Below are 12,878 nucleotides of genomic sequence, written 5' to 3'. Positions count from 1 at the left end.
CCAGAGCTAATTAGGAACCCCGATTTAAACGTTAAAGATTACACTAAAGAACTTATTACAATCTTTGAGCGGACAACTCAAAAGTAACATATCACCCTGATGAGGGGGAAGGTCATGATATTTTATGAGGTTATTTGTTTTTGCTGTAAAAGTGTATTTCGAGTAAATGAAGGAACTGAAAAATATAAGCAATTCAAGGAAAATCCAAAAGGGAAATATTGCTGTGACGAATGCAGTCATAAAATAAGACTTGAAGCAATTAAAAATTTTTTTAGATAGGGCACTATCTAAAAAAATTTTTGCTAGTTTATAATGTCTAACATAATTCAACTTAAAATGATTAAATTTTTTTATAAATCTTGTTTATATATTCATAAAGGAAACTCCATTTTAATCAATCTTGTAACAAGAAGCATAAGACGGCCGTTTTGGTCAACTTATGCTTCTTTTAGTTTACGGCCCACTTATAGGTAAAGTGACAAATCTTTTGACAAAATGGAGTTTTTTTATTTGTTGTTAGATAAGGATAGGAGGATATTTTTTAATCCATCTTTATTTTAAAGCTACACCGAATCCTTAAGTTGATGGATGTGGGGTGGTACCCCATGGCTATCAAGCTAACATTTTTAAGTACCCCCTAAATGAAAATTTTGTGTTTTTATAGAACCAAAGTTTATTTTTATCGTTTTGGAGAACAACAGATTTTTTAACTTGATAGCAAGGGGGTATTTCAATAGCATAGCTTAATGGATGTGTGGTGGGCCCCAATAAGGTTGTTTAAAATTCGGCTTTGGAGACATTTTCAAATACGTTCAACATCCAAACTAAGCTAAGGTAATTACAAATGAAAGTGTTCTATTAATATATTTCAAAAAACATATAATCCCATTCTCTTGCTATATTTTTAGTTAACCCACTTGACTATAACGCAACGTCATAGTGCATAATTTTAACTATATTAAATAAGGAGTGAAAGAAATGAATATAAAATCATTACGGTCCGATAAAATATATCGAAAAATTTTACAAGCTCCAAAAGAGGAAAAGGTTGAATTATACAGACAAGAAATGTTGGCTCCGTTTATGGGGAAATGGGAAATTCAATATGTTCCTTTTAAAGCTGAGGAGCAAAATGGCTTTGATGTTATTACATTGAATAATATAATGAACATTTCTCCTAATCAGATTACAAATGAGATTACACCAGAATTAGAATTGATTTCGTCTGATTCTTTTTGGTCTGAGTGTAAAGAAGCTGTTAGGAAAAGCCTTCATTTATTTAGAGAGCATGATGTGAACCTTCGTGTATCTGATTACTTATTCACGATTCTATTAGGGGATCCAAATAGCCCTTCATTAATGTTAAATGAAGGATATAGTGGTGATGGAGGTATCCCTGGCTATATTTTGTGTACATTTGTGCCAAATGAATACACAATACCTCGAATGAAGGCTGCTTTAGCACATGAATGTAATCATAATGTTCGATATCAATTTATTCAGTGGGACCATACGGTTACTTTAGGTGAATTAATTGTTAGTGAGGGTTTAGCAGAAAACTTTGCTACTTCTATTTTTGGGGAAGATCTACTCGGTCCTTGGGTATCGAAAACAACTATGGAAATGCTTAATAGACGTATTAAACCCGTGCTCAAGGAACAATTACAATTAACAGGATTTGATAAAATTGCACCGTATCTTTATGGTGATGAATTAGCAAAACTTCAAAACTATATACCAGTCAATATGCCTTATGCTGCTGGTTATGCCTGTGGATACTATTTAATCAAATACTATTTAGAAAAGACAGGAAAAAACATCTTTGAAGCCACAATAATTCCTGCCAATTTAATACTAGATGAAATAAAAGGATTTTGGGATGAAGAAACAATTATTAACGGTTAAAGATATTGTCCAAATTACAGGCATAACCAAAAGAACCTTACAATATTATGATAAAATAAATCTATTAAAGCCAATTTACTTAACAGATAATGGTTATCGACTCTATGATAGGAACAGTTTAGCACAGCTTCAAACGATTCTATTTTTTAAGGAAATGGAATTTTCTCTAAAGGAAATTGCGGATGTATTGAAGCTTACGAGAGAAGAACAGCAACAATTATTAAAGAAGCATAACCAAACTTTATTGTTAAAAAAACAACGTTTAGAAGCAGTTATTACTGCGGTAGATGAGTATGTATCAGGAAAGGATATCTACAACTTAAATATTTTTAATAATTCATCCATTTTACCATTACAAGAACAATATACTCATGAAGCGAAATACATCTATGGGGAAACAGAAAAATACAAAGAATTTGAGGAGAAATTGAAAAATCTCTCTCCTAATGAAAAAGCGAACTTATTTCATGAATTCGAACAAAAAATGGAAAGAGTGTTTATAAAAATTGCTTCCTATATTAATCAATCACCTACTTCCGATGAAGTACAACAATTAATTGTAGAGTGGAAAAGTTATCTTGAACAATCTATTGTATGTGATTCTGAAATGTTGACATGTATTGCAAATGCGTATAAATTTGATAATCGATTTAAAAATTACATAAATCAATTTAGTAATGAAGACTTAGCTGAATTTTTATATAATGAAATTATACATTATATAAATAAACAGAAAAATTAATGTCATACTATTTATAATAGGGGGTCACCTTACATGGCCGTCAACTTAAGAAAGGTAATCACCCCAAAAACGAAACAAGAGCTGACTTCTCAAAGTAACTAACTGTAAAGAAAGAAAATTTTCATTTTGGGGGTACTTTTATGCTAGAAAAAAAGGCTTATAAAGTTGGTAGCTCAAAAATTAAATTAGGATACTCCGTAAGGATATGCTAGACTTGGTTTACCATTTGATTTACTGTTTTCATGTCCTTTATGAGTCGGGGATTCTTTGTTTCACGGAAAAAAAGCAGACTCTCATAAAAGAGCCTGCCTTCCCTGGTTTGTAAAATTAAGAAGCTTTACGTACGTTTGAAGCTTGAGGTCCACGTTGACCTTGCTCCAAATCAAAAGTCACTGCTTGACCTTCTTCTAAAGTTTTGTAACCTTCGCCTTGAATCGCTGAGAAATGAACGAATACATCGTCTCCACCTTCACGTTCGATGAATCCGAAGCCTTTTTCGCCATTAAACCATTTTACATTACCTTTTTCCATTTGTATTGCCTCCTAGTGTGTAAACACACACATTGTAATACTATCCTTGCTCTCAGTGATTATAAAGGTGAAAAGTTACAAATCCTTTACACCGAACAAAAATAATTCATTTTAATAATAACATTTTTTGTAATAAATGTAAAGGTGAAGAAAAGACAGTTACTATGTTTATGCAAATGTTAGAGCTAAAGAAAAACACGTTTCATAAAATAATGACGGAATATGAGGAAATAAAGTAGGATCTCTCTTATTAGAAATCCTACTTTTTCTTTGGTTGTAAGAATCTTGATGTTTTTGTATCAGAATAGTATTGTGTATATCGAGAAAAATAAAAGACAACTCCAATTAAGAGTTGTCTTTTTGTGTAATAAAATCCCCAAAATATGAAAATATACAAACGAATATAATACGCTATGGTTGATATTATAACAAAACCGAAGAGTATTGAAAATAAAAAGAATGTTGTAATGATTTTTTAAGGTTTTAGTTAAAAAAGCCTCGAAAATAAACCTTTTATAAAGGTTTCCTTTAAATATGATTATTGTATTTCGAGGGTTCCTTATAAATCTTAGCTATATATTTTACAAAATCAATGACGGGATAGTGTATGAGTGAACGGTGCTGCGTAAAACGAATCCCTGCTTTTTCTATTTTTGAGATGAGTTGTTCAACTTCCAACTCATTTTGTTGTATCCTATTATAATTTTGATATACAATGTTTTTCCATTGATAGGAAGAGCCGTGAAAATAACTCTCTCCTTTTACCCTGTGACTAAATATAATTTCTATTTTTTCTCTACGTTGTTTTTCCTTCATATGCGCTTCCGTTGACTGCATGTTTATCGCCTCTTCCCTTTTTTTGTTGTATAACAAAATTTGGTCTAACTCACCATACATAGCCAATGTACATTGTTCTAGTTGGGATTTGTCGTTTAGGGCTATCTCATCCACTGTATTTGGTTTTCAAGTGCTTAATCTAATCTAGTAGTTGTTAGTGTGTATAAAACACTATCTATCTTTATTATAAAACGATTTTTTATAAACATGCACCTTTTTACACTCACGAAGATTTATAACATGACGATTATCTTCATCCATGAATGTTATTCTGAATTTACTGAGGTTAGTTTCTTTATTTAGGCTAACTAACATATTGTATGCCTCAGTATCTATTTTATAAAAAAAGAAAATAGATGTAACGGTCCTCCTTTTGATAAAAAAAACCTATAAAAATATAGCGCTCTTAAAGAATTTTGTTACAAATTTATTATGTTTGAATTTAAAAAGGAACGTAATATTTATTTGTAGAAAATTTTAAGAGTAAAAATAGAATGACAATTTATATGATAAGAAAAGGGGGCACTTATAGATGCTAACAAATGATTTAGATTTCCGATTAGAACCACGTTTAAAAGAACTGTATGAACAACATAAAATAAGAGCTCAGAAGATAGACTGGGGTTATCATGAGTTTTTACCATGGGATAAGGGAATGGACTTTAAAAGAGTTCCTTGGGATGAAAGTCAAGTTACTCTTCCTTTTGGTGTAATTACAGCCATTGAAACAGCTTTATTAACAGAAGTGAATTTACCATGGTTTACCACGTATTTATCTGCAACTTTTAAAGGATCCCTTTCTGTTATTACGGACTTTATTCACACATGGACTTCAGAAGAGGATCAACATTCGAATTTATTGGAGACATATTTACTACTCACTCGAAGTGTGAACCCTAAACGTATACATGAATTAAGAAAGTCAGTAGTTGAGGGTGGATTTGAGCCTGATTTTCATACACCAATTGAAGCCATGACGTATACGACGCTACAAGAACTTGCAACGATGGTGTTTTACAATAATGTAGCTAAGGTTGCAAGTAAGCATGATCCAGATCTTGCTACATTATTACGTCGTCTTGCAAAAGATGAAACACTTCATTATGCGTTTTATCGAGACGTCATTCGAACACATTTGGAATTAGAACCTAATTATTGCTATCATATTGCCAATGTGATTAAGAATTTTAAAATGCCAGGTGCCGTCATGCCTGATTTTGAAAATAGAATGGCTGTAATTGCAAAAGAATCGAATTATGGACCACTACAATATTTTAATCAAGTACTTGATGTAGTGGTTGATTATTGGGGGTTAAAAGACTTACGACCAATTGCACCTTTAGCTGAAAAAGCAAGAATTGAGATTTTGGAATACCACACAAGATTGAAAAAAATACGGGATCGATTTGGTCGTTTTCAAGGGAAAACTAATCCACGTTAATGAGTAGAGATTTCAGAATATAAGCGGTGGAGTTCCCTTGCCCTTTATGGGGAATCTGACACACTCCCTATTGTTTTGGGGGTGTTTTTTACTTAATTTAATTTTTGTTAAAAAATGGTTGACGATAAAAATGATTTTATGATATTATAAAATATTTGTTAAAAAACTACATATGTGTTAAGGTTAAGAAGGTTACCATATATGGAGGTGGATTATATGTTTCAAATTGGCGATAACATTGTTTATCCAATGCACGGAGCAGGTATAATTGAAGCCATAGAAGAAAAAGAATTCTCAGGAAAAAAACAACAGTATTTTGTCATAAAATGTCGATTAGTAAGATGCAAGTCATGATTCCTACGGGTAAAATAGTGAATTCGAATATACGCCCAGTTACTGATATACTTGCATTAAAGCACATTATACACATTTTTCACCATGAAGAATCCTGTAAATTACTGCCGTGGAAACAAAGGCATAAAGTGAACACGGAAAAAATAAAAACGGGTGAAATACAAGAAGGTGCTGAAGTTGTACGGGATTTAATGCGTATGAAGAAAGAAAAAGCACTTAATACAAGCGAAAAAAAATTGCTGGATGATGCATATAGATTTTTGGTCAGTGAACTAGAATTAATTAAAGGAATCACTGAAAATCAAATAAAAAGTTTCTGTTAAGGTTCATTATAAATAATGTATTATATCCTCTGAAAACATTCTAAATCTTTCGGGAATATGATGAGTATTAAAAGCAAATCATTTCAAAGACATTCAATTTCTTCAACTCACTTTTAGAGTAGGAACCTCTTTTGTTATTACTTCAATCTAATCCATTTTTATTTTTAAATTTCTTTTACGAACGTTCGAAGTTTCATCAAATAACTCGATTAAATAGTCACTTGATTTTTGCAATCCTGATTCAAACTGGCACGGACAAGGATCCGTAAGGATGAAAGAGAGGTAGGGCTTTCATTGTTTTAGGTAATATACTGTCTAAGTCATTATTTCTAGAAGAAAAAACAATCAATCTCACCGCTATCTCTTTAAGGGTTTCTTACATCTACTGAGACAGTGAATAATAATTGTTTCTCTTCTTTACGTAAAATTGATAAACGAACTGGTAACACCATATGGTCAACTACAAAAATGGTTTTCTGGCCAGGAAACCATTTTAAATTCCATTTACATTACAATAGTAAATGAAGCAATAAGAAGGAGCGTACACATGAAAAAAATGTTAACAAAAGAATTAAGTAATGAATTAAAGAAGCGGGATGGAATCATTTCCATTACTGTTGAGCCTTACGAAAAAATCGAAGTTGGTGGAATTCGTGTAGATGGACCAGCTATTATTCTAATTAATCAAGAATAGGTAAAAATAGTTGTATGCAAGAAGAAAAGGATCAGCCTTTACGAGAAGGGGATCCTTTTTATTAACTGCAGCTAATATGGGATATACATAACTTTCATCTGATTTGTTGGGGTTAAAAGGAAGGAGAGGGTCTGGATTATCATGGTAGAAAGCTTAATATTGGTAGGATTTCTTTTTACGTTATATAAACTAGTTGATAAAAAAACAAACTAATTATTTAAAACGATATATTGTTTCCTTTTTAAGGGCAAGATTTATTTGAGAGTGAAATGGATAATTTAAAGGAGGAATTTAGATGGAAGCAAGGAAAGAACGCATAAAATATGAGAAGATGTCAAAGAATTATGATCGTATTTATTTAGTTTCGTTTATCCTATTAATTGTACTTGTTTGTAGTAGTGTGATTATCATAGGAGCTACAGGAGGAAAATATGGAGTGTTTTTATTGTTAGCAATTTTACTTAACGCACGTATTACGAAAGAATCTCAAAAAAAGTATGAGCACTATTCTAATAAAGGGCGTATTTAAAATCATACATATTCTAAAAGGAACAACCTAGATGTACATTCAAATTATCCATATATCATCACCTATTAACTAGTAAAAGTAACTTTATATAAATAATTTTTAGCAATTTAAAAATAGAAACCGTACCTTATTAAAATGTTATTTCCGTTCCTATAATGAATTATCCTTCTAGCATATTTATAAGATTTATATCATATATTAAGAGAAAGAATGCAAATTAGAAAGGAGTCTTATAGAATGAGTTATTCGGAAGGAAATGACTTGAGTGAACAACATATGGTAAGTACCCCCAATCCCTATGTATATCAGACATTACAATCCATAATTGGTAAACATGTAGTTATTGAAACTGTAAGAGGTAATGTAAGAGGAAAGTTAAAAGATGTGAAACCAGATCATTTGCTCATTGAAGATACGGCACCATATATTGTACGCATTCAACAAATTGTATGGATTATGCCAAAACAATAATCAAATTACATGTAATTTGATTTATAACAGATTAGCGTCATAGAGCATCAAATAAAAACACAGGGTTTTATCTCTGTGTTTCTTCAAATTTTCGTTTTTGGATATATGCTTGAGCATGGATAATTTCTTTCTGAAGTTCTTTTAATTCTTCCGTAGATCCAGATTCAATCCTCATGTACGTAGTAACTAGACTAATCATCATATCCATCTTCTCTACTATATTTTGAATGACCTGTTCAGATTGCTCTTTTTTAGGGTGTTGTATTGCTATTAAAGCATTTTCTATATAATTGTTCTTTCTTTGCTGGATATCATAAATAAACTGTTTTGTGTTTGAGTTCATTTGCTATTCCTCCATTTTGGATATACTTCTATTCTATCATATTCGAATGGAAAATATTAGATTACCCTAAATATACACCTGTCTCGCACATCTCCTCAAATATACAAACTAGCCCTTTAATGTAAAGAAAGCTAAGAAAAATTTTTATAAAGAAAAAGCCGATTTCCCTATATATTAAGGGTATCGGCTTTTGTTCATATTCTGTTACTTAATCAATTTCTGACATAAAACTTATAATAATAACATTACTTTTACTAGCTAGAAAAGGGTTGATACTGTACATTTTAAAATATCAATTAAGCACTAATATTTTGGTTATGCACTGTTTCACCTTTATGAGAAACATAACTGTGTGCTATCATTCCTAGCATTATTACAAACATGCCACACCAAGATAAAATAGAGGGGAATGAAGAATGTAATAAGATTAGTTCTCCGATAATAGCAAAAAGTACCTCCATGGATTGTGTTGCTTCAACGGTTGCAAGTTGCTGCATATTTCCTTTAACCATATCAGTCGCTTTAAAAAATAAGATAGTTGCAATTACACCAGAGCAAATAGCAACTAAAATAGATTGCATAGTTTGTTCTTTACTAGGCACTCCTGCTGTAAAAAGACCGTACAAGGATAGTAAAAACCAAAATGGTAAGCTAGCTAATGTCATTCCAAGGACACGTTGATAAGCATCTAGTCGATCTCCACAAACCTCCATCATCTTACGATTCCCGAGCGGATAAGCAAAAGAAGCTACAATAACAGGGATAATACCTAACAAAATATCTTTTACAGCAAGCGATTTTGCTTGTTCCATTTGCATAAGGAAAATACCAAGAAGAATAATCAATGACATACCCATACCCTTCATTGGAATTTTTCCTCTTTTCTTAAGAATTCCATCTGGTGTTTGAACGGTTTGAATAAAAAGAGGAGCTAACAAAGATCCTGATATAATAGTAATTTGCCATGTCCCAGCAATTATCCATCCTGGTGCATGTGCAGCGGCAAAACATAATGGAGCGTAAAATAGACCAAACCCTACAAAGCTCCATAAAAACCATGTTCTTAAATCCTCTCTCATAACTTGTAATAATACTTTTAATTTTTTTCGACTCATAACAAGAAGTAAAAGGAATGGAAGCATGAAAAAAAACCTTAATGAAGCACTCCATATCCAGCTACCACCTGATAATTCCATTGCTCGATTTAATATAAATGTGAAAGCAAAAAAGAAAGCAGCACATATACCTAAAAAAATAGGGCGCAAATTTCTCATCTCAATCTGCCTCATAAGTCATTAATTTCTCAAGACTTAACCAGTTTTGTTCTACAAGATGCGCTGTTGTTTCTTTATCATTATTTTTGCAAGCCTCTATAATTTGCTGATGTTGTTCTACTGACTTTAGACCATTTATAGAAGTGAACTGAGAAATTTCGAGACGTTGAATCTTAGATATACTTCGTTCTAACGCACGAATGATTTCAGGATTTCCTGCCACATCTAAAAAAACATTGTGGAATAACTCGTCAGCTTCAATTGCTTTTATAATATCTTTTTTCTCAATAGATAATAGTAAAGCCTTATTACTGAACTCTAATTCTTGAATATCCGACTCTTTTAATAATGGTACTGCTAAACGAGCAGCTAACGAGTGTAAAACTGCTACCACAGTAAATGCGTGTTTCGCCTCCTCAATATTTAATGGTGCAACACGAGTAACTGAACCAGGAATAGATTCAACAAGTCCGTCATCCTCAAGACGCTTCAACGCCTCTCTAACTGGAGTACGGCTAATTCCAAATTCTTCTGCTAATTCTTTGTCATTTAAGCGTTGCTCCGGTTGCAGCTCTAATGTAACGATTGCTTTTTTCAAAGTTAGATATACTTCATCTCTAAATGACATACGTTTAATGGGTTTAATAATATCTTTTTTCATAAAACCAATATATCGGATATTGGTTTTATGGTCAACTCTAATTTTTCAATAAAATATACTCGATTATCAAATTCTAAAAACGACCATTTATAAGTTAGTGAGCAGTTAGCTTTGGCTAGCTGCTTTTTTGTATATATTGGAATCGATTCTACATTTTACTGCTTTTTGATGATTCATATATAGATTTTATGGCTTTTAAAAACTCTGTAAGTGTTTTGTAATATTTACGAGAGACTTTTTTAACAGTTATGAGAGAGAAAAGAAAGATTTGTTATATATGATGAAATTAATCTTACTAGTAGGTGTTCTAATTGACCTAGAAACCAAGGAGGAAAAATAACAATGAAACAATTAAAGCCAGCAATTAGTGTATTAGGTAGTGTATCGATGGCACTGACTCTAGCATCTCCAGCTTTAGCAGATGTAAAACAACCGAATCCAGGAGGTACAGTTGAAATATTCAAAGAGAATGCAAATGCAAAAAAAGAAGATAAGAATTTCACGCTCGGATCCGATGGGGAGATAGGTTCGCTCATTACACAAAACATTGAAATGGCAAACAATGATTGGGACAAAGATGGTATTTCTAACGACTTAGAGATTAATGGATATAAAATTGAATTCAATTCACAAACTGGAAAAAATGAAGCGAAAGCATGGGATCCTGAGAAGGATAAAGGAAAACCAAAATTTATATCGAATCCTATGAATGCAAATACGGATGGTGATCCTTTTACCGATATGTATGAGGTTGAGAATTATAACAACGATTCTGATACTAATTTCAATCCGATAATTGCCAACATACCGAATTTGCAAATTGGTGTCAAACGTATTGAAGTAATTCCTATTGCAACCATCACGGATAATAATGGCGGATCCGTTAGCAGAGGATGGGAAAAAAGCGTATCTACACAACATTCATTTAATGTAGGTCTAAGTGGTTCAGGTGGTGTAGAAGGCTCAGCAGCCGGTCCTGTTCCTTCCGGAAGTGTTTCAGCAAATGTGGGATACGGATATTCAAAAACCACTACGGAAACGGAGAGTTATACAAATAATTTTGATTGGTCTACTGCAACAACTGTGGACACAGCGAACGCAGCAAAATTACGGGTACATTTGGAATATAAGAATGTAGGAACAGCATCCGCTGAAAATGTTTCGCCACATTTTAATATTCGTTTAGGAAACAAAATTATTAATACTGTAAAGGCAACACAAGATCGTTATAAAGCAAACTATTTAAGTACAGAAAAAGGTGGACGCAATAAAACAGAAGTAGTTATTGACAGTTTAGAAGGACAAGCAGATGCAAATATTGTCTTATCTTTGGATGAATTGAAAGCTGTTGAACAAGGGGAACTTCTTTCGATTGAAGTTTTACCTACAAGTACAATGGATTTATCTATTGAAAAAGGTGAAGAAATTATGCATTTGGGGGATTCAGGAAGATATGAGTCTAGAGTGCATGCAGCTACGGAACAATTAGAAACAGATATCGGAAATATACCAAAGTTTAGAGTATATACTCCTAAAGACAAATCCCTTGCTGATAAGCCAGTTTTATCCTATAACGAAGTTTTTCAACATGTAAATATAGATACGAAAAAAGTAAATCATATTGTAAACAAGGCTAAAAGTACTAATAACGTATCAGTGGTTTCAGCTAATAATGGAACTGATGCATTAAACGATTTAAAAGCGAGACAGGGAGATCGCGGTTATTTACATAAAGACTCTGTACACGGTGCTTTTGCAAAACTACAGCAACCAACATTAGTAGAAGGTAGTTATGATTCTGTGACGCAAAAGATTAGGGCAACAATTTTACCTGGTTTATTTGGGGTGAGTAAAGAGATTCCTACTACTTATAGCAAGAAATGGAATGCTCCGTCACAAACAGTAACACTAGTTAAACGTGAGAATGGATTTACATATGAGTCTAGAGAAAATATACACCCTATTAAATCTGAAATTGCTGCGCACAGAAAAGTTACATTTGAAATCAATGACGCACACAATTTAACGCCTATACAAAAGATTGATACTGAAGTTAAAGCTAATAAAGAATTTGAAGATTATGTAGTAGATAATTCAGGTGAATTTGTTACAGAAGGAGTTCCTTATACTGTGGCCTCATATGGAAATACAGCTTATTGGGGAAGTCATCATGCCGGGAATAAATGGGAGTATCTTTGGTCTGAAAAATCTAGTGATGAAAAAGCGAATGTAATTATTGAAAGAGTAGGTCAACCTAAACCTGGAAAACCAATTAAAAAGGATGAAGAGGTATTAATTAAATTTCAAAATCCTATTTATTCAGATTATGCATATTTAAAACTTCAAGATAGTTATATCCATTTAGATCAAAAACAGAACGCAAGTACTTTTAAATTTAATCATGCATATCCAAAGAATTTCACTGGACACCATAAGCAATGGAACATACTATCTAATGGTAACAAGTTAAAGGTAGGATATTTAATTGATTATATGAAATATGGTAATGGAGAAAACGGGACGGATACTATAGCATGGAATCTATCAAGAGCTCAGTAATAGGTAACAGTTCTATTGCTAAGATTGAAAATAAACGGTAATGAACTGAATATGAAAAGTTAGATACAAAAATTTAGACTACTAATAGGGAATGAGTTTGATGTTGAATCAGACTCATTTCTTTTAATTTATATGATTTAGACACTACTATTTTAAATGCTTATCTAGGCATATAAGTAATCAAATGTTAAGATTACTATCTGGATTACATAAA

13 protein-coding genes and 2 pseudogenes are annotated in these 12,878 nt (G+C 32.2%); 10 read left to right on the top strand and 5 right to left on the bottom strand.

Features of this window, described 5'->3' with window-relative positions; translation table 11 throughout:
* Nucleotides 1-114 precede the first annotated feature (114 nt).
* The 3 genes from DN404_RS08085 to DN404_RS08075 all read left to right on the top strand — a co-directional run bounded on the left by DN404_RS08085 (nucleotide 115) and on the right by DN404_RS08075 (nucleotide 2,647).
* Nucleotides 115-279 carry a DUF2197 domain-containing protein gene (locus DN404_RS08085; RefSeq protein ID WP_069355893.1) on the top strand — a complete coding sequence of 55 codons (165 nt, stop codon included), beginning with the start codon at nucleotides 115-117 and terminating at the stop codon, nucleotides 277-279.
* A gap of 699 nt (nucleotides 280-978) precedes the next feature.
* Nucleotides 979-1,905 (top strand): DUF2268 domain-containing putative Zn-dependent protease, encoded by a 927-nt coding sequence (locus DN404_RS08080; protein ID WP_113304978.1) that lies wholly within the window; start codon nucleotides 979-981, stop codon nucleotides 1,903-1,905.
* Nucleotides 1,880-2,647 carry a MerR family transcriptional regulator gene (locus tag DN404_RS08075; RefSeq protein WP_149214949.1) on the top strand — a complete coding sequence of 256 codons (768 nt, stop codon included), beginning with the start codon at nucleotides 1,880-1,882 and terminating at the stop codon, nucleotides 2,645-2,647. The genes DN404_RS08080 and DN404_RS08075 overlap by 26 nt, the downstream gene beginning before the upstream one ends.
* A 327-nt stretch (nucleotides 2,648-2,974) precedes the next feature.
* On the opposite strand, the gene DN404_RS08070 is transcribed toward DN404_RS08075, so the two are convergent.
* Nucleotides 2,975-3,178 carry a cold-shock protein gene (locus tag DN404_RS08070; protein ID WP_000410775.1) on the bottom strand — a complete coding sequence of 68 codons (204 nt, stop codon included), beginning with the start codon at nucleotides 3,176-3,178 and terminating at the stop codon, nucleotides 2,975-2,977.
* 131 nt (nucleotides 3,179-3,309) lie between these two features.
* Between DN404_RS08070 and DN404_RS31300 the strand changes: the two are divergent.
* Nucleotides 3,310-3,417 (top strand): annotated as a pseudogene (locus DN404_RS31300) (integrase); the annotation flags it as partial.
* 289 nt (nucleotides 3,418-3,706) lie between these two features.
* On the opposite strand, the gene DN404_RS08065 reads toward DN404_RS31300, so the two are convergent.
* On the bottom strand, nucleotides 3,707-4,015 hold the full coding sequence (locus tag DN404_RS08065) for a hypothetical protein (protein WP_124749810.1): 309 nt from the start codon (nucleotides 4,013-4,015) through the stop codon (nucleotides 3,707-3,709).
* A 532-nt stretch (nucleotides 4,016-4,547) separates the two neighbouring features.
* Between DN404_RS08065 and DN404_RS08060 the strand changes: the two genes are divergently transcribed.
* The 5 genes and pseudogenes from DN404_RS08060 to DN404_RS08040 all read left to right on the top strand — a co-directional run bounded on the left by DN404_RS08060 (nucleotide 4,548) and on the right by DN404_RS08040 (nucleotide 7,827).
* Nucleotides 4,548-5,456 (top strand): acyl-ACP desaturase, encoded by a 909-nt coding sequence (locus DN404_RS08060; RefSeq protein WP_149214948.1) that lies wholly within the window; start codon nucleotides 4,548-4,550, stop codon nucleotides 5,454-5,456.
* Between the two features lie 216 nt (nucleotides 5,457-5,672).
* Nucleotides 5,673-6,133, top strand: a pseudogene (locus tag DN404_RS08055) (CarD family transcriptional regulator).
* A gap of 547 nt (nucleotides 6,134-6,680) precedes the next feature.
* Nucleotides 6,681-6,827 (top strand): BC1881 family protein, encoded by a 147-nt coding sequence (locus DN404_RS08050; protein WP_000738544.1) that lies wholly within the window; start codon nucleotides 6,681-6,683, stop codon nucleotides 6,825-6,827.
* Nucleotides 6,828-7,122: 295 nt separating this feature from the next.
* Nucleotides 7,123-7,356 carry a hypothetical protein gene (locus DN404_RS08045; protein ID WP_000388211.1) on the top strand — a complete coding sequence of 78 codons (234 nt, stop codon included), beginning with the start codon at nucleotides 7,123-7,125 and terminating at the stop codon, nucleotides 7,354-7,356.
* 237 nt (nucleotides 7,357-7,593) lie between these two features.
* On the top strand, nucleotides 7,594-7,827 hold the full coding sequence (locus tag DN404_RS08040; protein ID WP_000122223.1) for a YuzF family protein: 234 nt from the start codon (nucleotides 7,594-7,596) through the stop codon (nucleotides 7,825-7,827).
* A 67-nt stretch (nucleotides 7,828-7,894) separates the two neighbouring features.
* Here DN404_RS08040 and DN404_RS08035 read toward each other — a convergent pair whose 3' ends face one another.
* From DN404_RS08035 to DN404_RS08025, 3 genes are all read right to left on the bottom strand, one after another.
* Entirely contained in the window at nucleotides 7,895-8,170 is a 276-nt protein-coding gene (locus tag DN404_RS08035) for a hypothetical protein (protein ID WP_001087712.1), read from the bottom strand.
* Between the two features lie 296 nt (nucleotides 8,171-8,466).
* Nucleotides 8,467-9,444 carry a DMT family transporter gene (locus DN404_RS08030; protein WP_001245211.1) on the bottom strand — a complete coding sequence of 326 codons (978 nt, stop codon included), beginning with the start codon at nucleotides 9,442-9,444 and terminating at the stop codon, nucleotides 8,467-8,469.
* Between the two features lies 1 nt (nucleotide 9,445).
* Complete coding sequence (locus tag DN404_RS08025) at nucleotides 9,446-10,105, bottom strand: GntR family transcriptional regulator (protein WP_149214947.1); 660 nt, start codon at nucleotides 10,103-10,105, stop codon at nucleotides 9,446-9,448.
* Between the two features lie 342 nt (nucleotides 10,106-10,447).
* Between DN404_RS08025 and DN404_RS08020 the strand changes: the two genes are divergently transcribed.
* A complete protein-coding gene (locus DN404_RS08020; protein ID WP_149214946.1) occupies nucleotides 10,448-12,664 on the top strand; it encodes a binary toxin-like calcium binding domain-containing protein in 2,217 nt (738 codons plus the stop codon).
* Nucleotides 12,665-12,878 lie beyond the last annotated feature (214 nt).

The sequence above is a fragment of the Bacillus sp. TE8-1 genome, assembly GCF_008368855.1.
Classification (GTDB): Bacteria; Bacillota; Bacilli; order Bacillales; family Bacillaceae_G; genus Bacillus_A; species Bacillus_A cereus.
This window is presented reverse-complemented; position numbering and strand designations above follow the sequence as displayed.